General features: G+C 40.1%; 19 protein-coding genes and 1 riboswitch. Of the genes, 6 read left to right on the top strand and 13 right to left on the bottom strand.

Annotation, left to right across the window (positions count from 1 at the left end):
• Positions 1-12: 12 nt before the first annotated feature.
• The 4 genes from pheT to mgtE form a co-directional block, all read right to left on the bottom strand.
• The gene (gene pheT / locus ACO1PF_RS09235) at positions 13-2,430 is read right to left on the bottom strand and encodes a phenylalanine--tRNA ligase subunit beta (RefSeq protein ID WP_423188765.1); all 2,418 of its coding nucleotides are present in this window, start codon (positions 2,428-2,430) and stop codon (positions 13-15) included.
• Between the two features lie 6 nt (positions 2,431-2,436).
• Positions 2,437-3,483 carry a phenylalanine--tRNA ligase subunit alpha gene (gene pheS, locus ACO1PF_RS09230; protein WP_423188764.1) on the bottom strand — a complete coding sequence of 349 codons (1,047 nt, stop codon included), beginning with the start codon at positions 3,481-3,483 and terminating at the stop codon, positions 2,437-2,439.
• A gap of 307 nt (positions 3,484-3,790) precedes the next feature.
• The gene (locus tag ACO1PF_RS09225; RefSeq protein ID WP_423188763.1) at positions 3,791-4,138 is read right to left on the bottom strand and encodes a winged helix-turn-helix transcriptional regulator; all 348 of its coding nucleotides are present in this window, start codon (positions 4,136-4,138) and stop codon (positions 3,791-3,793) included.
• 96 nt (positions 4,139-4,234) lie between these two features.
• Positions 4,235-5,602, bottom strand: coding sequence for a magnesium transporter (gene mgtE / locus ACO1PF_RS09220; protein WP_423188762.1), 1,368 nt, complete (start codon positions 5,600-5,602; stop codon positions 4,235-4,237).
• A 248-nt stretch (positions 5,603-5,850) separates the two neighbouring features.
• Positions 5,851-6,017, bottom strand: a riboswitch (M-box (ykoK) riboswitch).
• A gap of 186 nt (positions 6,018-6,203) precedes the next feature.
• Here mgtE and ACO1PF_RS09215 point away from each other — a divergent pair.
• Positions 6,204-6,623 carry a hypothetical protein gene (locus tag ACO1PF_RS09215; protein WP_423188761.1) on the top strand — a complete coding sequence of 140 codons (420 nt, stop codon included), beginning with the start codon at positions 6,204-6,206 and terminating at the stop codon, positions 6,621-6,623.
• A 33-nt stretch (positions 6,624-6,656) separates the two neighbouring features.
• On the top strand, positions 6,657-7,523 hold the full coding sequence (locus ACO1PF_RS09210) for an SDR family oxidoreductase (protein ID WP_423188760.1): 867 nt from the start codon (positions 6,657-6,659) through the stop codon (positions 7,521-7,523).
• 281 nt (positions 7,524-7,804) lie between these two features.
• Here ACO1PF_RS09210 and ACO1PF_RS09205 read toward each other — a convergent pair whose 3' ends face one another.
• The 3 genes from ACO1PF_RS09205 to ACO1PF_RS09195 all read right to left on the bottom strand — a co-directional run bounded on the left by ACO1PF_RS09205 (position 7,805) and on the right by ACO1PF_RS09195 (position 10,770).
• Complete coding sequence (locus tag ACO1PF_RS09205; RefSeq protein ID WP_423188759.1) at positions 7,805-8,332, bottom strand: HD domain-containing protein; 528 nt, start codon at positions 8,330-8,332, stop codon at positions 7,805-7,807.
• Between the two features lie 160 nt (positions 8,333-8,492).
• Positions 8,493-9,257, bottom strand: coding sequence for a TrmH family RNA methyltransferase (locus tag ACO1PF_RS09200; RefSeq protein WP_423188758.1), 765 nt, complete (start codon positions 9,255-9,257; stop codon positions 8,493-8,495).
• A gap of 103 nt (positions 9,258-9,360) precedes the next feature.
• Positions 9,361-10,770, bottom strand: coding sequence for a peptidoglycan DD-metalloendopeptidase family protein (locus tag ACO1PF_RS09195; RefSeq protein WP_423188757.1), 1,410 nt, complete (start codon positions 10,768-10,770; stop codon positions 9,361-9,363).
• Positions 10,771-11,303: 533 nt separating this feature from the next.
• Between ACO1PF_RS09195 and ACO1PF_RS09190 the strand changes: the two genes are divergently transcribed.
• From ACO1PF_RS09190 to ACO1PF_RS09180, 3 genes are all read left to right on the top strand, one after another.
• Entirely contained in the window at positions 11,304-12,068 is a 765-nt protein-coding gene (locus tag ACO1PF_RS09190) for a GNAT family N-acetyltransferase (RefSeq protein WP_423188756.1), read from the top strand.
• Positions 12,069-13,091, top strand: coding sequence for a GNAT family N-acetyltransferase (locus ACO1PF_RS09185; protein WP_423188755.1), 1,023 nt, complete (start codon positions 12,069-12,071; stop codon positions 13,089-13,091). It abuts the gene before it with no gap.
• A gap of 338 nt (positions 13,092-13,429) precedes the next feature.
• Positions 13,430-14,710, top strand: a complete 1,281-nt coding sequence (locus ACO1PF_RS09180; protein WP_423188754.1) for a YeeE/YedE thiosulfate transporter family protein — start codon at positions 13,430-13,432, stop codon at positions 14,708-14,710.
• A 216-nt stretch (positions 14,711-14,926) separates the two neighbouring features.
• Here ACO1PF_RS09180 and ACO1PF_RS09175 read toward each other — a convergent pair whose 3' ends face one another.
• Entirely contained in the window at positions 14,927-16,624 is a 1,698-nt protein-coding gene (locus tag ACO1PF_RS09175; protein WP_423188753.1) for a M3 family oligoendopeptidase, read from the bottom strand.
• A gap of 214 nt (positions 16,625-16,838) precedes the next feature.
• Between ACO1PF_RS09175 and rpoN the strand changes: the two genes are divergently transcribed.
• Positions 16,839-18,119 (top strand): RNA polymerase factor sigma-54, encoded by a 1,281-nt coding sequence (rpoN, locus tag ACO1PF_RS09170; protein WP_423188752.1) that lies wholly within the window; start codon positions 16,839-16,841, stop codon positions 18,117-18,119.
• A 100-nt stretch (positions 18,120-18,219) separates the two neighbouring features.
• On the opposite strand, the gene ACO1PF_RS09165 is transcribed toward rpoN, so the two are convergent.
• The 5 genes from ACO1PF_RS09165 to ACO1PF_RS09145 form a co-directional block, all read right to left on the bottom strand.
• Complete coding sequence (locus ACO1PF_RS09165) at positions 18,220-19,167, bottom strand: PTS system mannose/fructose/sorbose family transporter subunit IID (RefSeq protein ID WP_423188751.1); 948 nt, start codon at positions 19,165-19,167, stop codon at positions 18,220-18,222.
• Positions 19,168-19,180: 13 nt separating this feature from the next.
• A complete protein-coding gene (locus ACO1PF_RS09160) occupies positions 19,181-19,978 on the bottom strand; it encodes a PTS mannose/fructose/sorbose transporter subunit IIC (protein WP_423188750.1) in 798 nt (265 codons plus the stop codon).
• 27 nt (positions 19,979-20,005) lie between these two features.
• Positions 20,006-20,980 carry a PTS sugar transporter subunit IIB gene (locus ACO1PF_RS09155; protein ID WP_423188749.1) on the bottom strand — a complete coding sequence of 325 codons (975 nt, stop codon included), beginning with the start codon at positions 20,978-20,980 and terminating at the stop codon, positions 20,006-20,008.
• A gap of 53 nt (positions 20,981-21,033) precedes the next feature.
• Positions 21,034-21,525, bottom strand: a complete 492-nt coding sequence (locus ACO1PF_RS09150) for a PTS sugar transporter subunit IIB (RefSeq protein ID WP_423188748.1) — start codon at positions 21,523-21,525, stop codon at positions 21,034-21,036.
• A gap of 208 nt (positions 21,526-21,733) precedes the next feature.
• Positions 21,734-24,565 carry a sigma-54-dependent transcriptional regulator gene (locus tag ACO1PF_RS09145; protein WP_423190538.1) on the bottom strand — a complete coding sequence of 944 codons (2,832 nt, stop codon included), beginning with the start codon at positions 24,563-24,565 and terminating at the stop codon, positions 21,734-21,736.
• Positions 24,566-24,927 lie beyond the last annotated feature (362 nt).

Genomic DNA, 24,927 nt, shown 5'->3' with positions numbered 1-24,927 from the left:
TCCTTAGAGCTGTTATCTAATTTCTGCAGCGAAGTGTTTCACTAAAGCTTCTTTCACTTGTTCGAAGTCTTTGGTTACTTCTTCTTCTTTTAACGTCGCTTCTGGATTCAGGTAAGCTAAACTATACGCCATTGATTTTTTCCCTTGTTCAATGTTATCCCCTTGATATAGATCAAAGAGTCGAATAGATTTCAACCATTTTCCGCCGTTTTCTTTCATCACAGAAAGGATCGTGTCATGTAACACGGTCTCGTCCACAATAAACGCGACATCTCTTGATGTTCCCGGATATCTTGGAATCGATGAATGGATCAAGGCTTCCTGGTGGTTATCCAGCAGCTCATCCATGTTGATTTCAAACAGATAGGTGTCTTTCAGATCGCGTTCATTTGCGATAAGTGGGTGTAATTGTCCGATGACACCCACGACTTTATCTCTCCATTTGATTTCAGCTGTACGTCCTGGATGGAGTTCGGAATAAGCCTGTGTTGGTTCGTAGCTGATCTCTTCAGATACACCGATCACCTCGAACCACTCTTCCACAATACCTTTAGCCGCATAAAAGTCTACCGTCTGCTCGTCTTCCTGCCAGTTTGCTTCGATGCGTGACCCAGTCAAGGCACCTGAGACGTGTGTCACTTCTTGCGGTAATTTGCTGTCTGAAACGGGATAAAAGACCCGACCAATTTCATAAAACCCAATATGTCTGTTTTGTCGCGCAACATTATACTGGATATTATCCAATAAACCGCTCAGTAAACTTTTACGTAAGGCCTGATGCTCTTCACTCATTGGCCAATCCAATTTTACCGGTTCACCCTTGACACGTGCGAATGCCTGAGCTTTTTTGTTTGTCGTTAAGGCGTAACTGATTGCTTGAGACAATCCAGCACCTTCCATAAAGTGACGTGTTTCGCGAACACGTTGCTGTTTGTGCGTCAGTTCTCCCGGGACAGATTCACTTTGTGGGAGTGTTGCCGGTAATTTACTATACCCATGCAAGCGAGCCACTTCTTCAATAATATCTGCTTCGATCTCAATATCCCATCGTCTTGGTGGAACCGTGATCTTCAGTGTTTGAGTCGCCGTTTGACTGTCAAAACCTAAACGGTCCATCAAGCTCACCACTTCTTCAAGTGATAAAGCTGTTCCAAGTGTTTGATTGATTTTAGCGAGTGTGATGACTACTTTCTTGTCTTCCGGCTGAATGGCTTCGAAACGTGCCACACCACTGACGACTTGACCATTGCCAAGTTCTGCAATCAGTTGGGCCGCATGATCCAGCGCTTTTTCAATGGTTGCTGTATTGAGTCCTTTTTCGAAACGCGAACTCGCTTCACTTCTTAAATTGAGCGCCTGCGCCGTTTTTCTGATGATGCTGGATTCAAACATGGCTGATTCAAGCGCGATCGTTCTCGTCTCACTCGTGACGTGGGTGTTTTCGCCACCCATGACACCGGCTAACGCGACCGGCTTTTCACCATTTGTAATGACCAGGTTATCCAGACTCAACTGACGCTCCTGCCCATCTAAGGTCACCAGCGTTTCACCTTGTGCTGCTCTTCTGACTCTGATTTTTTTAGAACTTAAAGACTCATAATCGAAGGCATGCAGTGGTTGTCCATACTCCAGCATGATGTAATTCGTTACGTCAACGACGGCATCGATGGGACGGATGCCTGCATGCATCAACTTACGCTGCAGCCATAACGGACTTTCTTTCACTGTGACCTCTTTGATCACACGTATTTTGTATACGGGTGCATCCTTTGCATCAGCAACTGACACATCGATATAATCGCTGATATCTTCAGAATCATCTTCCAGAACAGTGACTTCTTTGAAATCCGGTTGTTGCGAAAGAATAGCCCCGACTTCATAACCCACACCACGCATGCTCAAAGCATCGGCACGGTTTGGGGTGATATCCAGTTCGATGAAGGCGTCATCCAGACCAATGTAAGGTAATGCGCTGGCACCAATTACTGCATCTTCCGGCAGGACATAGATACCATCTTCAGCTTTCTTCGGTACGACTGAATCAGAAAAGCCTAATTCCTGCAAGCTGCAGATCATGCCATTTGATACGACCCCTCTTAGTTTGCTCTTTTTGATTTTCAAGCCATTAGGTAGGGTCGCACCTGGTAAAGCGACAATGACCTTTTGCCCCGCTTTAACGTTGGGCGCTCCACAAACGATTTGAGAATGTTCCGCTTGATCGACATTGACCGTTGTCAGGTTCAGATGATCTGAGTCTACCATTTGTTCACATATCAGCACTTCTCCGACGACGAGATTCTCTAAATTGATTGAAGGGATACTCACTTCATCCACTTCGATCCCAGTTAATGTAATCTGGTCTGCCAATTCTATTGGAGAAATACCGTTTAAATCTAAATATTCACTTAACCACTTGACTGATACTCTCATACTCTCCTATCCTTTCCTTTTAAATTGTTCCAAGAATCGCTGATCATTTAAATAGAAATGGCGAATGTCATCCACGCCATATTTCAGCATCGCGATACGGTCAGGGCCTAAGCCGAAAGCGAATCCGCCATATTTCGAAGAATCCACACCGGACATTTCCAATACATGGGGATGCGTCATGCCGGCACCTAAAATTTCGATCCAGCCGGTTTGTTTACAGACGTTACATCCCTTTCCTTCACATTTAAAGCAGGACACATCGACTTCGACACTAGGTTCTGTAAACGGGAAATAACTTGGACGAAGTCGGATTTCTCTTTCTTCACCAAACATTTTCTTGGCTAACAGTTCCAGAGTGCCTTTTAAATCTGCCATGGTAATGTTTTCGTCAATAACCATGCCTTCTATTTGATGGAACTGATGGGAGTGCGTTGCATCATCAGTATCACGGCGATAGACTTTGCCCGGACTGATCATTTTGAGCGGCCCTTTAGAAAAATCATGACTCTCCAGCGTTCGTGCCTGGATCGGTGACGTGTGGGTACGCAGCAAGACGTCTGATGTGATATAAAAGGTATCTTGCATATCACGCGCGGGATGATTCTGCGGTAAGTTGACACGTTCAAAGTTGTAATAATCTGTTTCAACTTCGGTTCCTTCAATGACCTGATAGCCCATGCCTAAGAACAGATCCTCGATGTCTTCCATAATTTGTGTCAAGACATGTGTTTGACCAGTCTTTACTTGTTTGCCTGGCAGCGTAACATCGATGGCTTCCTCAATGAGTTGCTTTTCCAACGCTTCTACTTCAAGACTTGTTTTCTTTTCAGATAATAAAGCAGTGATTTCATCACGTACTTCATTCGCTTTTTTACCGAATACGGGACGTTGTTCAGCCGAAAGATCTTTCATGCCTTTTAGCACAGCTGTGACTTCGCCTTTTTTACCTAAGTACTTGACACGTAGTGCTTCGATTTCTTTCAATTCAGTTGCACTGCTCACTTCTTTTTTTACGTCTTCCAACAGCGTCGTTAATTTTTCTTCCATTTCCATTGTCATGCTCCTTTAGTTAAAATATGACATTTTGTCTAATTGTTTTTTAAAACAAAATAAAAAACCCCATCCCAATAGAGGGACGAGGTCAACACGCGGTACCACCCTTGTTCAAAAGTTACCTTTTGCACTTCTGCATAACGGCGCATACCGAGATTAAAAGTTAATCTACATACTTCTCCGTCCAGTTCAGACTGAGTGGAAAAGTGATGAAAGTGAACTTCCTCAAACGATTCAATCGATGCTTTCAGCCAGGACATCGTTCTCTAGTAGTGTTTCGTCAGAGTACTCTTTTTCATCATTTGTTTTAGTCTATTTCACAAACCCATTGGTCTGCCCATTCTTGTACTTCGATCATAACATTCTTTAAAGCTTTACCTTTTTCAGTTAAACAATAACCTGATTTCATATCGCACGAATCATCCAAATCTTTGGTTACAATATTTTCTTTTTCAAGTTCTTTGAGACGTTCGACTAATACACGATCGCTGACGCCAGATATTGACTGTGACAAGTCTTTGAATCGACGAGGTCCATCCAACAATACATCAATAATCAAGCCAGTCCATTTTTTCCCTAAGATGGCAAAGGATTGTTCAAACTTCGGGCAAATGACTTTATCCTGATGCGTATCTGCTGTAGCCATTTCTATCATATGCTGTCACCTCTACTTTCACACCTGTTATTATACCACTAACAGTCATGAAATGGTACGTCTCATTTTTAATTCAAAAATATTTTTGTTCACATTTCATAAAAATTCTATTAACATCGTTGCGATGGAAAAGTAAATAACCAAACTGACTGAGTCATTGATCGTCGTGATAAACGGACCTGAAGCAACTGCCGGATCCATATTAAATTTAGTTATGATTGCAGGAATGGTCGTGCCAATAACAGTTGAGATACTTACCGTCAAAAACATTGAAGCAGCAACAATGAATGCCAGTGTAACGTTACCATATAAGACGAGTATGATTGCAATCATCACGATTGCGGCTATTACTCCCATAAGCATACCGGCACCCAGTTCATTTTTCACTGTATGAATAAATCCTTCTTTATCTCTGTCATCATCGATAGTCAAATTCCGCACAGCAACCGCTAACGATTGTGTACCGACATTACCTGCCGTTGCCATCATAATGGGAATAAAGGTTGCAAGTATAACAACAGCTTCCAGCGTTTCTTCAAATACACCTATCAGTGCTCCGGTAAACATACCCAAGAATAACAGCACGACTATCCATGGAATTCTAGCTTTAGCCGTTGACATCACCGTTGTTTTCCTGGGATCATCTTCCGTCCGTTTAATAGCGGCAAATTCGTTAAAGTCTTCCGTCATCTCTTCTTCCAGTACGTCCATGACGTCATCAACGGTTACAATACCTTGGATCGTACCGTTAAAACCTAAGACAGGAATAGCAAGCAAGTCATAATCTTGAATAACTCGGGCAACTTTTTCCTGGTCATCACCGACATTGACGGATACTACTTGAGTGAACATGATATTGGCGACTGTTTCATTTTCCGGAGAGAGCAGTAAATCTCTCAAGGATAACACGCCTACTAAACGATCTTTGTCATCGACGACATACAAATAATAAATCGTTTCTGCTTCGCGTCCAATTTTTCTCAGTCTATTAATAACCTCGGACATTGTTTCTGTGTGATTGATCGATATAAATTCTTTTGTCATGATGGAGCCGGCAGTTTCCGGTTCGTAAGACATAATCTCCTGAACGCGCTGACTTTCTTCATCATCCATCATCTCTAGTAGTGTCAGATTGTCCGCGTCATCACTTTCGGTCATGAACCGAGCAACATCATCAGCTGACATCGTATTAAAGACTTCGGCCATATACTCATCAGGAAGGTATTGTACAGCAGCTTCCTGATCTTCTGTTTCCATCCATTCAAAAATTTCTCCAAACTCTTCTGGTGTTAAAAATTCAGATATTTTTCGTTTTTTATCGGGGTAAAGTAAATGGAAAACCTCGTGCTGGTCACGATCATGCAATCGTAAAAATAGAGCTCTGAAGGTCTGTTTGTCATTATCTTTTGCTGCTTTGAAAATATGTTCATATGTTTTTTGTTTATTGCTTTTCACTAATTTCATACTGTTTCACCCTTTTCGTTTGGTTTAGCGTCAGATCATCTTGAAATATTATATTTTTAAATTTTTTCATCCTGATATATAAAGGCACAGGATCCATACGCCTCACCTCCATTGATGTAAATTACTAGAAGGAACTTAACCGAACGTACAACCATTTTGTTGAATTCAATTTAAAGTTCTATAATTTTACAGATAAAAAAACACGCCTACTTGAGCGTGCTAAGAACATGAACGTGAAGTCATCTTCAAAAACACCTCTGTCGTTGAGCTTTAGCTTCATATGGCATAGAGAATATTCCTCAGCTACATTAAAAATCCCCTTCATCCGAGAATTTTTGCTGACCCGTTGGCGTCTTTAGACGTTTCCGGGCAGTAGCTTGTCTCCATATGGTAGCCTCACCTAACAAGGTTGTGGTTATCTATCGTCCTTATCATAACGAATCTTATATAGTCAATCAAGCAATAGTTCTCTTGTAACGCTCTCATTCGGTAATTTTCATGAAAATAAAATAGAGAGCGTTATCTTTGAAGCCAAGGTGCAGAGTATTTATACTAAATGGGTAACCACTAACTATAAACGGGTAATATGAGGAGAGATTCCATGAATAAAAGAAAATCAATAGTGCTATTTTTAGCTGCAACTACTTTAGCTGCATGTACGACAGATGATGGAGTGGGTGAAACCGAGACTTTAGATCCAATCGAAGAAGAAGCAGCCATAGAAGAGGAACCCGGCGAAGCCGTCGTGACCGACGAAGAAATGGCTCCCATAAGTGACGAAGAATTAGAACAAGCCGAAGCTATTGATGATTTGGATCAATACCCTGAATTTGCTGAACAGGATGCCTTTGACCCAACTGGTTATGACGCCTATTTAATTACGAATAATGGAACAACACGAGTCATCCTGTTTCAAGATGGAGATGAACAAGTCTTCAAATCCGTTTACATCGAAGCAGATAACCGTTTAAAAATCATAGATTTACAGAACAATGAATTGCTTATCAATTCTCCGTTATAATTTTCATGCTTCTATCAGGAAGGATGCTTGTATATGAATGAAAAAGAGATAGTTAAAACGCAACAACCCAAGAAAAATTATTTGATGGCTGATGATCGGAAGAATATTAAGCCGCTACCAAAAGTGGAGAGCGATTCCTATAAAGCCGCCGGTAAAATGAAAGGTTTCAATACCATCGTAACCGGTGCAGACAGTGGTATCGGTCTTGCCGTGGCCATTGCTTTTGCAAAAGAGGGTGCAAATGTCGCACTTGTTGATTTAGAGGACAATGAAGATTTGAAAACAGCCAAAGAAAGAATCAGCGGACTGGGCGTTAAATGTCTGACGTTTGCGGGGGACGTCGGTGACGAAGACTTTGCTAAACACACAGTAAATGCTGTAGCTGATGAATGGGAAGATATCCACGTTCTCGTCAACAATGCGGCTGAGCAGCATTCGCAAGAAAGCATTATGAATATTACTGCCGCTCAAATCGATCGCACTTTTCGTACCAATATCTATTCAACCATCTACTGGTCACGAGAAGTCTTTCCATACTTGGTTAAAGGTGGCGCAATAATCAACTCTTCCTCGGTGACAGCTTATAAGGGATCACCTGGTTTGATGGATTATGCGTCGACCAAAGGTGCGATTATATCATTTACCCGTTCTTTAGCTCAAAATAAAGAATTCATCGACAAGAAAATACGTGTCAATGCCGTAGCTCCTGGACCTATCTGGACACCTCTGATTCCTGCAACCCTCGGAAGCTCATATGAAGAGCATGCTGGTGTCCCTATGGATCGTCCCGGCGAACCTTACGAGTTGGCACCAACCTACGTTTATTTGGCAACAAACGACTCAAGTTACGTTACCGGACAGACCCTTCACGTCAATGGTGGAACCGTCGTTAACGGTTAATGAATTGTTGGATTGAGAAACACGAAGAATCTTTTGATTCTTCGTGTTTTCACGTTATTAGAGAACTATAATAGCTTTTATTTCGTTTATTGATGAAATAAAGTTAACCGATTTAGATTGCAATTTTGAGTCTGTCATTCTGCTCTTGAAATGACCAGCTCAACTTAGTTTCTTCTTTATAAGCTCGAACCCTTGATAACAAAAAAAACTGTTTCTATTTTCGTTCAAGCACAGAACAAAAATAGAAACAGTTTTTATTAGTATAAAAGTTTATAGGATAATTAAGTGTGTACCACTCTTAATTTCATACTCCACTCTGATAATTTCCCTTTAAATATCATTCTGATGGGGGTAGATACTTCATTGATTGCACAGTATTTGTCTACACACGTAACGATCATGCTTTCTTTATACCGAGGCAAGCCTATACCCGTTGTAGTCAGGAACATATGCTTCAATATAATATCTTTTTCAAGTTCACTTAATTCGGTTAAGCGTTGAGCATTTTTTACAGCGATTTTAGGATGGACAAAGTTATGTGATCCTACTTTCATTGAAGCGATTTCTTCTCTGCCTTCATGGAAAAAATCATGCAGTAAACCTGCTCTAGCAACAGCTCTCACATTCAAATTCAAGCGTTTAGCGATTTTATAGCTCACGTATGACACGAATAATGAATGGATCAAACGTGTCGTATAGTGGTGATGTGTGATTTCATCTAATTTAAGTAAATCTTCATTTTCAAGCAAATCTTCGACTAACGTCATATAGTCTTTGTCATTTTCCCATATCGATCGAACAAATTCCATGGAACGTCTCCTTTTTAATGAATCAGTGATAAGTCAATGCAGTCATGTGTTTCGACTGTTCATAAGCTATCTTACTCCTCAAACAGAAAAAAGAAAAGGAAACAACTCTTTTTGAGAGCGTTTTAATGACACTTGTGACAAAAATGTTAAAAATGCCATGTTATTGATATAGACTAAACATCAAAACACCCGCTGCAATCGCAACATTCAATGACTCTGCCTGACCTTTTATAGGGATGTACAGGTTCTTAGTCGTTTGTTCCAATATATACGGGTCAACGCCGTTCCCTTCATTTCCTACAATCAATCCGAAACGATTCTGTGGTTCTATTGAGCGATAAGAGGCGGCATTTTTATCTAAAGCTGTCCCATAAACGGGTATCCCTTTATCTTTAAATGTGGCGATCCATTTTTCAATATCATCATGAATGATTGTTAAGTGGAACTGACTTCCCTGCGCAGAACGAAGAGCTTTCGGATTATACAAATCAACTGAGCCCGTTCCAATGATGACGCCCTCAAATCCCGCTGCATCAGCTGTTCGAACGAGTGTGCCTAAATTTCCCGGGTCCTGCACTTGATCAAGCATCAATACGGGTTTATCTCCAACTATGCTTTCAAATGACTCTTCACTTTTGATCACGGCTGTAATTCCCTGTTCAGTTACGGCATCACTTAAAAGATCAGAAATCTCTTCTGTGACCAGAACGACACTGACCTCTCTTATGTCCAGTAATTCTGAATAATCGTCCACCATATCTTCCCGAATTAAAATCACTTCAATTTCGGCTTTTGATTTCAGTGCTTCTTCTACTAAATGCAGGCCTTCAATCAAATATTTTCTCTGTCTCTTTCTTCCTTTTCTCGTCAGAAGTTTTTTCCACTCTTTAACTTGCTTGTTCTGTATTGACTCAATTATTTCCATTACTTTTTTCCTCCAACTCAGATTCATCTAAATACAGTATACAGGACATAAAAAAAGAGAGAAAGCAGTTTTGCTTCCTCTCTCTTTTAAATATTTAGTTTTCTTAATTGATGTAGTTCATTGGATTGACGGTTGATCCATTTTTATATACTTTGAAATCTAAATGAACGCCAGTAGAATCTCCGGTAGTTCCCATGATACCTATTTGTTGCCCTTGTGAAACGCTTTGTCCACGTGTGACACTTAAGTTAGGCTGCATGTGTGCATAGACTGTTACGTAGCCATCACCATGATCGATTTTAACGTAGTATCCAAGCGCACCATTAAATCCAGCAGTCGTTACCGTACCGGCACGTGCAGCTCCAATTGAGCCACTGCCTGCAATGTCAACGCCTGTATGGAAGCGACGGTCTCCGAAAATCGGATGTGTTCTCCAGCCGTAAGGTGAAGTAATACGACCTTGTGCCGGACGTGTCCATCCACTACTTGCTGGAGCAGCGATTGGCGATGAAGCGTTTGAAGTTGAATTACTTGAAGATGTGGCAGCCTCAGCTTTTTTATTAGCTGCTGCCACTGCTTTTGCTTTCACTTTTTCTGCTGCTTTTTCTACTGCTACTTTAGCTTCTGCCTTAGCTCTCGATGCCGCTTCGGCCTTCGCTTGAGCTTCCGCTTCTTTTTGGCGTTTTTCTTCAGCTACGCGAATAGCTTCTTGTCGCGCACGCTCTTCTTCTATAATACGTTGTTTTTCAGCTTTCATTTCATCATTTAAAGTACTTGTTCGTTCAGCAATGATTGTTTGTTCGTTAATGAAAGATTTTCTTTCTTCTGCGGTCATATCATATTTCTCCGCAACTTGAAGGATTTTGTCATCTAAGGCAACACGTTGGTTCACTAAATTGTTACGGCTAACTTCGAGTTGAGCTTTAACGTTTTCCATTTCTTCCTGCTCAATTTTCACCTGTTTTTCAGTTTCTTCTAAGGCATTTTGGTCATCAATCTGTGCTTTCATGATATCATTGTTTGCAGAAACTAAGGCATTGACTACCCCGACACGTCCGATCAAATCCGATAAACTCTCCGCTGACATTATTAAGTCTACAATATCAGAAGGGTTAGCGTTGGTTTGAACAGAACGTGCTTGTGATTCTAACTGTTCATTACGTTGGTCGATTTGTTTCTGTAACTGAACGATTTCTTCTTGTAAACGTTCAATCTCTGCTGTAATACGTTCAATTTCTTTTTCTTGCTCACTGATTTCTACAATCAATACATCGATGTTTGCTTGGAGTTCAGCTACATCTTCTTCCAGTTGCATTTTTTCATTTTCAAGTGATTCCATTTGCTGCTCGCGATTTTTTATCTCGCCGCCAACTTTTTGTGATTTCTTGTTTAATTCTTGATGTTGGTTCTCTAGATCTTCTAATTTTTGAGAAGCATCTACTTCTGTTGGACGCATTAGGGGTCCCGCAAGTAATACTGCTGTCATTGCTGTTACGATAAATTTCTTATTCAATTTGAAAAACTCCTAATCCATTAATATTCAGTCTAGCTGATTGGTTATTCATTATTTTTTAATATGATTTCAGTTTGTAATTAGTTGTATGCCCATGTATTTCAAGCACTGAAATCATCATATCACAGGAATCGATTGCATAAGATTTAGATTCTGTGTCAAAACAAGCAAGTATCTGTTACACAACTGTATTGTTTGAAGGAAAAATGACGAATCGTAATCCTTACAAACGTTGTTATAAAGCCAATCTCGTTGTTTTTTTTGCTTTTTTCTCAAAAAACACATCTAAATTAAGTGAACAAAAGGTGACAAACCTCATTCTGATTTGACAGGCTCTATATACTATTTAAACTTTATAATCTGAATTTTAGCATGATTAACCATACTTTTCAAACGTGATAAATGAGTTGAGTAAGTCGTTTTCAAAATGAATATTATGCATTTTTTGCTATTTATCAACAAATTTTTCCCTTTAGGCTTACAGTCTCTCTTTTAATTTGCTATTCTAGTTAAGGATAGAAAGGAAGATGCTTATGGTCACATTTGAAGCTGTTGCTACACACAGCACACTGATAGACGAAAACGACTTTTTTCGTCACTATTATAATTCTGAGGCGCTTTTTAGATATGATTCAAACTTTTTTCAGTTGAAGTATTCCCCTACAAAAGTAGAATTTGAATTGATAGAAACGATGCATTGGAACTTTTCAGAAGAGTATGACTTGACTCATGTCAAATTCTATTGGCCTGAAAATCAAGGCATACACCCTGACACACTAGATTATTTAAATCAAGAGGACTATGGTTTGGAAAAAGTAGAACTCTATTCCATTGCACCTTTCGATTTTACTGCTGTTGCTGAAAATCTGGATATCAGCATTCATGTCGTCAACCATGAACAATTAGATACATTTAAATCGATCAATTATATAGAGGATAAAATCATTTCAACTTCTTTTGCAGAGGCAAAACAACCTTTTTATGATAAACTCTTTCAAGATAAATCGATCACTTTCTTGTTAGCCTACTACAAAGGAAAGGCTGCTGGTTCCTGTATTATAGTCGAGAGCACTGAGGGATTGGAACTGGATGATTTGTTTACACTCAAAGAATATCGTCTGAAGGGAGTTGCTAAAGCGTTGCTTGATTATATAATCAAGCAAGCTACTCCTAAGCAAAAAACAGTCTTCCTCGTTGCGGACGCAGAAGATTCTCCAAAAGAAATGTATATAAAATCAGGGTTCAACTATGAAGGGTTTCGTATCGGGGCTCAAAAAGCAATAAAGGGAGATGATTAAATGACTGAACACATCCGCCAATTAACAGCAGCCGATTTAATATATTATGAAAAGATGCAAACTGGCCTGGACGATGATTATATGCTCCCCATCTTTGACCGAATAACAAGCGGAGCCAACTACTTGTATGGGTTGTTTGAATCAGACAAGCTTCTCGCCTTATCAGGGTTCACTTTATTCAAAGATTATTATGCTATGCTCGGTCGTTTAAGAACAGATCAGCGTTTCAGAAAAAGTGGTTATGGGACAAAGATTGTCGAATACAGTTTAAACCAGGCACTCGCCCATCCCGATGTCAAATGGATCGGTGCGAACACAGAACAACACAACCAAGCAGCTCAATCATTGTTGAAAAAAGTGGGCTTACCTCCTGTCAAGCTTCTCTATGCTGCTCAAACAACGACACTAGAAGCACTTGTTACAAACGCTGCTTCTCTATGGAAGGAAGAGACGAATAAAAGTACGAAAATGAACTGGATCAGACAAACTTATCTGCATCCACTATTTGATAAAAAAGTATTTCCTTTAGAAGCGTATTACCCATTCCCAGTCAGTGAAGAAATGTTTGAAGACTCAATCGACCAGTGGCACTTTTTTGAGAATGAAGATAAAACGCGCTGCGTGATCATGTGGGAAGAATTTAAAGGAGTAAACTATCTCCATGTCGTCTATCCCTGGCATGATTTCATGAATCAGCCTGGCCTTTTTAATACCGTTCAACAGGAATTAAGTAACGCGCAAAAGAAAGATAGCCAGACCAAAACATGGTGGGATTTTTCAGAAACTGATGTGGCTCTTCTTCCCAATAATCATCCATTTAAATTAGATTCCCCCTGGATATTGCATGGCTTATCGAAAGAGGCGCTTTTGACGGATGATATTTCAGACTCTGTCAAGAGAGCGAATGAACTCATTCAAAAGGTTGAAAGTGAATTAAATGATTTAGAACAGATACTTGATCAAGAAGCAGATACCATTGAATCTCTTTCTGATCAACTGAAAAACAATGAAGAATCGCTTTAGTTTTTTGGCGCTATCATTGATCGTGTTGGTGAGTTCTAACGAACTCTCCAACACGATTTTTCTACGTATAATCGTGCAATAGATCTTATGATACTGTTTATATTTTTGTTTAAAGTAATTTCCATAACGACTTTTCAAAAAATGTGAACCCGATCCCTACCCGTTTATATTACAACCAACCTTTCACCAGAATATTTGTATTTGTGAAAAAGTGAACAACAAATGTTTTTTATCTTTAAAAACATTTGTTGTTTTACATACAAACGTTGTTATAAAGACTTCCTGGCAGTATACTTAAAGTGAAATCATTTACAATGAACTTATAAGGAGAGGTTGTCATGTTAGCATCAAAATCTTTACCGAAAGTGTCTAGGCTCCAACCGATTTTTGGCTTCATGTTTTTAGGTATTATTTTATTTATGGGGGCCATTTTTTTAGAGTCCGGTATGTTGTTTTTCCGCTTGCTAATGGGATTGACATTGGGCTATGCATTATCACGTGCGTACACGGGCTTTGCCGGAAGTGTCAATCGTGCTTACACTACTGGATCAACGAAATTATTGCGTACATTGATGTTTATGTTTTTCATTTCATCATTGATCACGGCAGCATTTTTGTTTAATGCAGATCCCACTACTTTTGGTTTATGGATCAATCCGATCAACTTCGGCTTACTTGCTGGTGGCTTGTTATTTGGATTTGGAATGTCCTTTTCTGCCTGTTGTGCTTCTGGAGTGTTGACTGATTTGGTTACTGCTTTACCCCGTGCGTTAGTCACTTTAGTTTTTTTTGGAATGGGTGTTTTCATAGGTTTTCCCATCCAGCGTTCCAGTGAATTTGTCACAGCAACTTGGTTCAATACTGGTACGTTTGAAACCGGTGTGTTCTTCCCCGATTTATTTAAATGGGACGGCTTGAACGGTTACCTGGGTGCCATTGTATTAACAGCACTCTTGTGTGGCATTGTCGTTTTCCTCAGTTTGAAATTTGAAAGTTCACGCAAACGCAACAATACATATGCTGGACATTTCATTGAAAATCGTCAAGATGAACCTGATACTTTTGATTCAAAAGATTACAGCTTGTTCTCAAACGAAACCTATAACCGTTTGTTTGTTCGTCCCTGGACTTTGAAACAAGGCGCCGTAGCAATCGCGTTGGTCTTTGCTTTATTAATGGGTGTGACAGGTTCTGGTTGGGGTGCTTCTACTCCCTATGGTTTCTGGTTTGGGAAAGTCCTGATGCTGTTTGGTGTTTCTGCAGAAGGATTAGCTAATTTCACACTTGGCGCTCCTGAACATTACAGTGCGCCCTTCTTTAGTCATCCAGTTAATACACAAAATGCCGGTATCTTGTTAGGAACAGTTTTCTTCTTGCTCACTGCCAATAGATTTAAAGAAGTCTTTATGTCTGAAATGAGTTTGTCCGTACGTCAGTTCTTCTTATTTGCTTTAGGTGGCTTATCTATGGGATTAGGAACACGTTTAGCTAATGGTTGTAACGTCGGTGCTTTATATACACCTATCGCACAATTCTCCTTATCCGGTTGGGTCTTCTTGGCTGTAATGATTCTCGGTGGTATTGTCGGAAACAAATTTGCAAAAGCTTGGTTTAAATAAAGTCTGATCAAAGATGTTGTGACCCGGAAAATATTTCAGCAAACAATTTTCGTTAAATGAAATTGAGAGTGAAAAAATTTTTCGGTTCTATAATCGATCGTATTGGTGCGTTCTTACAAACTTACCGATAATATTGTTTGTAATACTATAAAAAGCCCTAACTGATAAGGTTTTATACCTTGTCGGCTAGGGCTTTTGCTATTTAATTAGTATCTTTTAAAGCTTTGAATCGTCAACGGCTTCCAGCGCTTCATCGATTGTTTCAATGACACGCTCAAGTGAACCTTCTTCAAACGGAGAACGCAAGTTAGCTGCCTTAACAGTTTCGAGGAAGCTCTTCGTTCCGCCCGCTTCACAGATCGTCATATAGTCGCCCCACGCCTTATCATCCTGGTCAACGATGGCACGTTTCCAGAACTGTAACGCACAGACTTGAGCAAGCGTATAATCGATATAGTAAAACGGTGAAGCAAAAATGTGCCCTTGTCTGAACCAGTACGTTCCTTTATCCAGGAAATCACTCTCTGAATAATCACGTTCTGGTAGGTACTGTTTCTCCAGTCTTCGCCAGCACGCTTTACGGTCAGCGGGTGACCACTCGGGGTTTTCATAGACTTCGTGCTGAAAGTGATCGACCAGGACGCCATATGGCAAGAAGCGGATAGCACTACTTAAATGATCAAACTTATATTTTTCAGTCTGCTCTTTGAAGAATAATTCCATCCACGGATACGTGAAGAATTCCATGCTCATGGAGTGGATCTCACATGTTTCAAATGTTGGAAAGACGATCTCTGGCTGTTTGATCCAGCGAGACTGATACACCTGGAACGCATGCCCTGCTTCGTGTGTCAAGACGTCAATGTCTCCAGAAGTACCATTAAAGTTGGCAAAAATGAACGGTGACTGATAGTCAGGAATATACGTGCAGTATCCCCCACTCGCTTTCCCTTCTTTGGAAAGTAGGTCAACCAGCTCCTTGTCAAATAAGAAATCGATAAATTCAGCTGTCTGATCACTCAATTCGTGATACATTTTACGGCCATTCTCAATAATATAATCCGGATCCCCTTGTGGAGTCGGATTGCCATCTAAAAATTGTAAGGTCTCGTCATAGTGTTTCATCTCTTTTATACCGATGCGTTCTGCTTGTCTCTTGGCTAATTTTTTCGTTACGGGCACAACATATTCCAGTACCTGATTACGGTATACTTCCACCATTTTTCGGTCGTAATCAAAGCGTTTCATTCTGACATATCCCAGTTCAACAAAATCTTTATAGCCCAGCTTTCTAGCTATTTGATCTCTCACATGGACGAGTTCATCATACATACTGTCCAGTTTTTCTTCGTTTTTTTCGAAGAAACTCACTTGTGCGTTGGAAGCCTCTTTTCTCACAGTACGGTCTATCGACTGCAAGTAAGGTCCAAATTGTGAGAGCGTCAATGTTTTGCCATCAAAATCAATTTCTGCAGAAGCGATGAGTTTTTGATAATCACTGCTCAGCTGGTTTTCTTTTTGTAAGAGCTCAATAACACTTGAATCAAACGAATCCAATTCAAACTGCATATTCTGAATGAATGTCCGCGGATAAGCTTCTTTCACTTCGTCCAAGTAAGGCGAATTCATGATCGCTTTGTAATAAGTGATGCTCAATTCTTGATAAAGTGGACCATACTCATTCCAATACTGATCTTCCTGTTCATAAAAATCATCTTTCGTGTCGATGGAGTAGCGAATAGAAGCAAGCGTCCCCATTGTTTCAAGTGAAGCAGAAAGTGCAGATATTTCATCGACCGTCTCTTTCACATCCTCTAAAGACTTGGCATCCTTGAGCTGCTCAACTAAATGCATGAAATCTTTTTTGTATAAATCATAGTCTGGTCTTTCATAAGTATAATCATTAAATTTCATTTTATCCCTCCATTATTTATAAGTCATTATAAGTATATCATAGAGATTATAATTTCAATATAAAGACATTATATAAATCTTATTTTCGAAAGGTCTCTTATCTAAGGTTTGCCTGATCATTTATGACTAGCTGAATGCGCAAACTTTTTGCATTAGTCAAAGTCAACGAGAATAACACAGTTTATGGTAAACTGGACAAGAAAGGAGGGGTATTATGGACTTCAGACAACAGCCCGTACAGCGTCAAACACAAAAACAGGCTTATATCCCTAATTTAGTGCAAGGTGTACATTTGCTCCAACTTAATCGGATAGACCTTTCTACTTATTTAACCAATCAAATTCTAGAGAACCCCTTTATTGACATTCCAGAACGGGAAATCCGGCTGGTTCAATCCGCTCTCAAAGAGACAGCTTCTGCTATCGAACAAACGACAGCTGGTCAGCCTTCGCTTCATGACTTTTTAAAAGAACAAATCGAGTTATTCTACCGAAAAACATACTTACGCGAGCTTATCTTCTGGTGGGTCAATCAGCTCGATCATAGAGGTTATGTAACGAAGAGCGTCGATGAAGCGTTGGTGGATACCGGCGCTTCATCGGTTGAGCTTATCGATGCTCTGACATTACTGCAGCAGCTTGATCCCCCCGGTATCGGCGCACGCACACTTAAAGAGTGTTTACTCCTGCAGACGGAACGCTTGGATTTCGCTCCGAATATAGCTTATATTGTTATAGAGGAAAACCTGGAATCCTTGACACATAATAACTGGGCAGCGTTAGCCAAAATCTACAACGTAAACGAAGAAGACATCAAAGCCGTTTCTCAATTCATCAAAAAATTGACACCTTCGCCAGGCGAAGCTTACCAGTCCGCTTTCACACCGTTTGTCTTGCCTGAACTGAGTGTCCACATTGATAAACAGGAATTGGTCATTACGGAAACAAAATACAAAACACCCTTATTGACCTTTGACCATGATTATTTTAAAGAGCTGAGTGAATCGGATGACACCACTTTAAAAGCTTATATCAAAGAGAAAAAACAGGAATACGAAACGCTCCAGACCAGCTTGCAAAAACGCAAAGAAACCATTCTTCGCGTGGGTACGGCAATCATTATGCACCAGCATGCCTTCTTTAAAGACAAGACTTCGCCACTCGTTCCTTTGCAGTTGAATGATTTAGCCGAAGAATTACATCTCAATCAGTCGACCATCAGTCGGGCTGTAAGAGAGACCTATATCGCAACACCTTTTGGTTCGTATGAATTGAAATCTTTTTTATCGCGCCGGTCAAGTCAGTCTGACATCTCAAAAGATCACATCATGCAAGCTTTGGATCAACTGATCAACTCAGAAGATAAAACAAAACCGTTATCTGATCAAGCCTTATCGGATGCTTTAAAAAGACAAGACATCACGTTATCACGGAGAGGCGTCACAAAATACCGTAAACAACTGGATGTTCCCTCTTCAAAACAACGAAAAGATTAAAAAACACTTCCTATGCTAATTATCCGTTTTATATTAACGGACAATTATTAGGAAGTGTTTTTCAATTATATAGTGTTTCTAAAAAAATTAACGGTTCATATTATCCAAAGATTCCTAAGACATAACCGATAATACCGACTACGAATAGACCAAAGATAATTGTGATTGGGCTAACTTTTCTACGTAATAACCAAATACAGCCAAGGGTTAAGAGTAACGGTGCAAGACCTGGAAGTAATTGATCCAATGTATCTTGTAATGTCGTTACTTCTTGAGGGTGAATAGCCATACCTGCCTGAATATCAGCAACAACGTTTCTCAACATATCACCAGATAACAAACCTTCATTTGCTGCTTCTGAAAGTGCAGCAAAGTCGATCATTTCAGCTTCTGCATTGTCGACCCGACTGATGACCAGTGGGAAGTTCATATTTGTCCAACGTGGTACCAAGACCCCTAAGATGAACATCCCTAAAACAGAAGCACCTTGAGTTAATTTTTGCATCAACCCGCCAGCTAAGTTTTGAGTGATATTACCACCTTGTACATACCCAAGTTCTTGTGAGTACCATAAAAATGACATACGGATAACATTCCACGCAACGAAGAAAATGATCGGGCCAAGCCAGCTTCCACTTAATGCGAGTGAAGCGGCAAAAGCGCCTAGTATCGGACGTAATGTTCCCCAGAAGATTGGGTCTCCAACACCGGCAAGCGGTCCCATCATACCAATTTTCACACCTTGAATGGCACCATCGTCGATATCTTCTCCTGCAGCTTTCTGTTCTTCAAGTGTTAAGGTCACTCCAAATACCGGAGATGCCAAGTAAGGATGAGTATTAAAGAACTCTAAGTGACGTTTTAAAGCTGCCGCACGGTCTTCTTTTGTTGTATATAATTTTTTAAGCGCTGGAATCATTGCATAGGCCCAGCCAACGTTTTGCATACGTTCGAAGTTCCAAGAAGCCTGAAGAAATTGAGTTCTCCAGAACACTTTCAAACGGTCATTTTTTGTTAATTTAAATTTCTTATTTTCAGCCATATTCATTCAACGCTCCTTTTTAATAGTCGTTTAAGATATCATCGAGTGGATCTCCGCCAGAGGAACTTCCTCCACCGCCGCCACCTTGGTTAAATTCAGGTGCAAACTGGATATAAAGTAAAGCTAATACTACTCCAATGATACCCATAGCAATAAGGTTCAATTCACCTAAAGCAGATAAAGCAAAACCTAAGGCAAAGAACACCCAAAGTTTAGGAGTAGCCATCATGTTGATAACCATCGCATAACCAACGGCTACGATGAATCCACCGGCTACGGCTAGACCACCGGTCAACCAGTCTGGGATAGCATTCAATGTATCTGTTACGTACTCTACCGGAACCGCCAAAATAATACCTGCCGGAATTGCAACACGTAAACCTTGAATCATAAGGGCACCAATATGATAGAGTTCAACACCTCTAAATGAGCCTTCTTTTGCTTTCGCATCCGCAGCGTGGGCAATACCAACAGTTAACGTACGAACAAAGATAGTTAAAACTTGTCCAGCAATAGCTAACGGAATAGCTAAGGCAATACCTTCTGATATACCTGCACCGTGGTATGTGACTAAAATAGCTGAAGCAATGGAAGCAAGTGCAGCATCAGGTGCAACTGCAGCTCCGATATTCATCCAACCTAAAGCAATTAATTGTAGCGTCCCACCTAAAAGCAAACCATCCATTGGGTTCCCTGTTGCAAGACCGATTAATGTACATGCCACAATCGGTTGGTGGAATTGAAATTGATCCAAAATCCCTTCCATTCCTGCAAGAAATGCAATGAAAAGTACTAAAACAACAGTAATTATGTTCATAATTTATTTTCCCTCCTTAAAATATTGCTAATCAACAAACTTTGTTTTCTTAAGCATTGGCCATATATCTTTACTTTGATCTGATGGTACTTTACGTACATCAAATTTCACGCCAAGATCTTTCATTTTTTTGAACGCCTCAACGTCTTTTTCATTTACGGATAAAACATTATTGACCATGACTTTCCCTTCAGAGTGAGCCATGGAGCCAACGTTTACTTCCTCTATTTCTACGCCACCTTCGATAACACGTAAGGCATCTTGTGGATTTTCAAATAAGAGCAAGGCACTTGTTTTACCGAAACGAGGATCTTTTGATATTTCGATCATTTTATCGATTGGTACCACGTTTGCTTTGATCCCCGGTGGTGAGGCTTGAGTAATCAAGTTTTTACGCAACTTATCTTTAGATACCTCGTCGGAAACAACGATGATACGTGTCGGTTTGACATCTTTTGACCAGGCTGTTGCGACTTGACCATGTAACAGACGTGAGTCCACACGAGCGAGGCGGATATCGATTTTACCAGTACCAACGACCGTACCTTCTGGTAAGGGTTGATTCGGTTCTTCATTTTCTGTTTCAACAGCTGCTTCAGCAGGTTGAAGACTTTCCGGTCTCACTTTAACGCTGTCTTTAGCCACTACAACGATAGATGCAGCAATATCTTGTGCTTTGTCCATCGAAAAACGGCCTGTAAAGGATTCAATCAACATTCCTAAATTAAGTCCTGCGACAATCGCCCATTTATCTTTATGATCCTCGAACAATGTGTTGGCCTGATTAAATGGTGTTCCGCCCCATAAATCAACGAGGAATAAAACTTCATCTGAATCAAACGTTGCGATAGCTTCTTCCATTTTACGTCTGATGTCATCTGGACCTTCACTTGGTAGTAACGTTACAGCTTTTACGTTTTCTTGTTCTCCCACAATCATTTCTCCTGATTGTAAAATTCCTTCAGCAAACACGCCATGGCTTGCTAATATAATTCCTACCATTTATTTCCCTCCTACTACTAGCATACTTTGCTAATTATTTTTTTCTAACACTTTTACAAAAAATCCCCTTTTTTTAACACATCGATCAAATTTTGTTTCCGATCGCTGGGAACTTTTCTTATCTCTAATTCAATGCCCATATCATCTAAATACTTAAAGGCATCTATATCAGATTGGTCAACGGACACGAAGTGTGTCACCATTTGTTTCCCCTCAGTAAATTTCATCCCACCGATATTGACACTATCAAAACTTAAGCCATATTGGTGAACACGCATGACATCTATAGGATTGGTAAATAAGAGCATAACTTTTACGTCACGTAGCAATGGATGTCTAGCAATTTCTTTGAGCTTGGAAACAGAGACGACATGGGATTTCACTTCCGGTGGTGCAGCCTGAGTAAGCAACAATTTTTGAAGTGGACTGCAAGCTACTTCATCACTCACCACGATGATTCGACTAATACCTGAAGATTTTGACCAAGTCGTAGCGACTTGACCATGAATAAGTCGATCATCTATACGTATTAACCGAATATCCATCCTTCCACATTCCCTCCTATTATAAACAACACTCCTTTCTATCGATCACACGTGGGAATCTCTGAAAATGACGCTAATATTCCCTTCACTTATATATAAGCAAGAAGCGTGCCAATACACTAACTCAAAATACGTTGGTAGGACACGGTTCAAATAAAACACACAAATGACACACTACAGTAGTGTGTCATTTGTGTGTTTCGTTTTCTTATTCGGTCAACAGTGTATCGATATCTTCAAGTTGGCCTTCTTCTTTTGTTATGAAGTATAAAATATATGCATACTCATCCAACGAAATCCTCAACTGAAGCTGTTTTTCCAATTGCTCAATGCGTGTTTTCAAGTCAGTGAATAGCGGATGATTTTTCGTCTCTTGCTTGAGACCATGTTCAACCGAAAGATTATCTCTTTGAATCGACCGCTCGATAATTCCAGCCACATGCAAGCCTAAATTGACTTGAAACGCAAACTGATCGGTGTCTTTTACTCTTAGTTCGGCACAGTCATTTACGAATGCCCAGATAAATGGCACAATCTTCTTTGGATTGATAAAAGCATAATTTTCTTCTACAAAGGAGTAAACGAGAGCTTCGGCCTGTCTTTCTTTTTTTGCAGGATTTTCTGATTCAAATAGATTAAGATTGATAAATTTCCCCAGTAAATGTTCAGGTTTTTCTTCAATAAAACGCTCAAGCGGAATAAAGGGTGCCTGAATTTTAGGGTTCACGATACCCGTTGAGGCAATGATCGTATAGTCTTCCTCCCATTCAATTATTTTGGCTTCTAACTCTGCCACAGAACACGTCTTCACTTCTATGCCTGATTCATTTGATTTCCGGAGCGGCTTTTCAATTATCTCTTTGATTTTCTGTGCGGTTCCCTCTCCACTTGCACAGACTGCTAATATGATCGGTGGTTTTCGTTTTGATGGCTGACGTGCTCGATCGTGTTTTGGCAATTCTTTTGTGTAACCACTGAACTTTGTCAACGATTCATACAATAGTTCGATATCTGCATCCACGAGCCCGGCTTTCCTGACTGCTTCCAGAACAATGGCTGTAGACACCATATCGATCGACCGGATATGAACACCCGTTTCTTTCTGTAGGGAGGTCTCAAATGTTGCCAGTGAGCCCATATCGACGAGCAGCAAGACACCACTGCCTTCGTTTGCTTCGATCACTGCTTTTTTTATCCGTTCATAAACAATGGTTGGAGACATATCAAGTGGCATATCAATAGCGACCACTCCTGAAGTGTCTAAAAGTTCTTCTGCCACACGTGCCATGCTGCTAGCAGTAGAATCACCATGTGTGGCTACAACGATGCCTACTCGACCTGAAGCTGATTCTTCTTTGAGCGAAACAAGCAAAACCGTTAAGTAATAGACTTCGTTATCCGGAATTTCTACAGCAAAATAATCGGCAATTTTATCTCTCAATTCTTCTGCAACCGCATATTCTCCGGCATAAGTCATGGCCATTTCCCGAATACGATCATTCATCTTTCTTTCTTGGCCACTGTCGATTTTACTTAACAAAGAACTGATGTGTAAACTTATCGCATAAATGAAATTCTGCTTAAACGACCCACCCAGAGCCACTTCAACTTCTTCAACGATCTGGTGTGCAAATTGAATCACTTCTTTGCTGACCACTTCTGCTAATTTTGATTCTGCTTGAAATGTGAAGCCATGATTACGATAGAAAGATTTTAAATGGACGTTTATGTCAGTCGAAATATACTGGTTGATGGAATTTCGATCTAAACCTTCCGCCTCAAGTAATGCGGCTTTGTCTCCAATAATATCGTATATATTATAAGGCAATTCATAGGAATCCATGGCCATTTTATAAAAGGGTTCATTCGGGTTGATCGTCATTTTGGCTTCGACATATTTCGACAGAGCCGTTTGCTGCAGACGGTTAGAGGAAAGACCTACGAGATGGTCTTTAATCGTTTCAGGCAAATCCTTGACGGTCAGGTTGATTTCATCTTTATTCAACTGGTTCATAAATCCTCTGGCACAAACCAGTTGAATCGAGGATTTCAATTGACCAACGTTACCATAACCCACACTAGCTATCAGTCCTTTAACTACTTCCTCATTCAATATTATTTTACGCTGAATACGATTGGCTTCAAGACCTGTCAAAAGCTTCACCAAATCAAGCTGTTCACTCACTGCTCTCTCTTTAAATGAGGGCAAGTGTATATTGATCGGAATACGTCGCATAAACGTATCTAAAAATGTAGATTTTGGATCCTCAGTTGTTGCACATACAATACGCACATTCGCGTGTCTACTTTTGCCAGTTTCACCTAAACGACCATAAGTCCCCGTATCCATAAAATAGAAAACCATTTCCTGTCCCTCTGGAGGCAAACGGTGAACTTCATCTAAAAAGAGCATACTTTCGTCGGCTTGATGAATGATGCCTTCTTTTGAATTTGCCGCTCCAGTAAACGCACCTTGAACGTAACCGAATAAGTAGCTCATCAGTAGCTGTGGATTCGTCGCATAATCAGCGCAGTTAAAGACGATCAATTCTTTGTCTTTATCAATCAATTCATGTGATTGAGCATATTGAAACATCGCATGTGCAAAGAAAGATTTCCCTGAACCGGTTGGCCCCGTTATCAATGTATTCAAGCCTTTGGGCGGGTATAAAACTGCTGCTTTGGCTTGTTCGACAGCATTTTTCATGCTTCCATTGGCACCGATGATCGACTTGAAAATATCTCGGGTCTGATCGTAAGAATATTCCAGCACTTCCTGCGTCACACCACCGGATGCTTTGTGCTTTTCTTTATAACTCGGCACGTGTTTGGTCAAAGGTTGATGACGCACTTTTTCCAGTGTTATAAAGCGAACGGGTCGTCCCTCAATTTTTTTAAGTTCCCCATCTCTTACAAGCTGATTTAAATCTTTCGATACATTACTGCGCATACTATCTATAGCTTCAGCTACTTCTTTTGTTGTGATGCCGATACCTTCTTCGATATCCTGGAATGAAAAGGACGCACAAGCTTCTCTCATATATTTTAAAATGCGTTGTTTACGGTTCACGTTAATCCCCCTCGAATGTTCAGACAGTCTCACTTTATGTAGTTATCATTATACACTTTTTTTAAAATAATTAACACACTAGCGACACACAAAAACTCATCATCCAAAAGGTAGGGTTTTCTTTCCGGAAGTCTGTTTTGTGCTATTATAACTGTGTTTATAAACTTTACTGGTGAAAGTCTTTTGACTATTCGTCACTAAAGATTTGCTGTGTATTCACTTTATCTTTAGCTGCTAAATTAGTGTGTTAAAAATTCGTTACATTTTATGGTTTTAACCATGATTTATATTATAAGTGCCTGCTGAACTGTTCCGAAAACTTGAGTGTTCCC

This window comes from Alkalibacterium sp. f15 (assembly GCF_049389645.1).
In the GTDB taxonomy this organism is placed as follows: Bacteria; Bacillota; Bacilli; order Lactobacillales; family Carnobacteriaceae_A; genus Alkalibacterium.
The sequence above is the reverse complement of the archived record's forward strand: the minus strand, read 5'-3'. Positions and strand labels throughout refer to the sequence as shown.

Excerpts from the sequence above, each read along its gene's own strand:
- ACO1PF_RS09225 (WP_423188763.1), bottom strand. The coding sequence starts at position 4,138 with ATGATAGAAATGGCTACAGCAGATACGCATCAGGATAAAGTCATTTGC.
- ACO1PF_RS09200 (WP_423188758.1), bottom strand. The coding sequence starts at position 9,257 with ATGGAAATAATTGAGTCAATACAGAACAAGCAAGTTAAAGAGTGGAAA.
- pheS (WP_423188764.1), bottom strand. The coding sequence starts at position 3,483 with ATGGAAATGGAAGAAAAATTAACGACGCTGTTGGAAGACGTAAAAAAA.
- ACO1PF_RS09155 (WP_423188749.1), bottom strand. The coding sequence starts at position 20,980 with ATGGTAGGAATTATATTAGCAAGCCATGGCGTGTTTGCTGAAGGAATT.
- ACO1PF_RS09185 (WP_423188755.1), top strand. The coding sequence starts at position 12,069 with ATGACTGAACACATCCGCCAATTAACAGCAGCCGATTTAATATATTAT.
- ACO1PF_RS09210 (WP_423188760.1), top strand. The coding sequence starts at position 6,657 with ATGAATGAAAAAGAGATAGTTAAAACGCAACAACCCAAGAAAAATTAT.
- mgtE (WP_423188762.1), bottom strand. The coding sequence starts at position 5,602 with ATGAAATTAGTGAAAAGCAATAAACAAAAAACATATGAACATATTTTC.
- ACO1PF_RS09145 (WP_423190538.1), bottom strand. The coding sequence starts at position 24,565 with ATGAGAGAAGCTTGTGCGTCCTTTTCATTCCAGGATATCGAAGAAGGT.
- ACO1PF_RS09165 (WP_423188751.1), bottom strand. The coding sequence starts at position 19,167 with ATGAATATGGCTGAAAATAAGAAATTTAAATTAACAAAAAATGACCGT.
- rpoN (WP_423188752.1), top strand. The coding sequence starts at position 16,839 with ATGGACTTCAGACAACAGCCCGTACAGCGTCAAACACAAAAACAGGCT.
- ACO1PF_RS09150 (WP_423188748.1), bottom strand. The coding sequence starts at position 21,525 with ATGGATATTCGGTTAATACGTATAGATGATCGACTTATTCATGGTCAA.
- pheT (WP_423188765.1), bottom strand. The coding sequence starts at position 2,430 with ATGAGAGTATCAGTCAAGTGGTTAAGTGAATATTTAGATTTAAACGGT.
- ACO1PF_RS09205 (WP_423188759.1), bottom strand. The coding sequence starts at position 8,332 with ATGGAATTTGTTCGATCGATATGGGAAAATGACAAAGACTATATGACG.
- ACO1PF_RS09160 (WP_423188750.1), bottom strand. The coding sequence starts at position 19,978 with ATGAACATAATTACTGTTGTTTTAGTACTTTTCATTGCATTTCTTGCA.
- ACO1PF_RS09180 (WP_423188754.1), top strand. The coding sequence starts at position 13,430 with ATGTTAGCATCAAAATCTTTACCGAAAGTGTCTAGGCTCCAACCGATT.
- ACO1PF_RS09190 (WP_423188756.1), top strand. The coding sequence starts at position 11,304 with ATGGTCACATTTGAAGCTGTTGCTACACACAGCACACTGATAGACGAA.
- ACO1PF_RS09175 (WP_423188753.1), bottom strand. The coding sequence starts at position 16,624 with ATGAAATTTAATGATTATACTTATGAAAGACCAGACTATGATTTATAC.
- ACO1PF_RS09215 (WP_423188761.1), top strand. The coding sequence starts at position 6,204 with ATGAATAAAAGAAAATCAATAGTGCTATTTTTAGCTGCAACTACTTTA.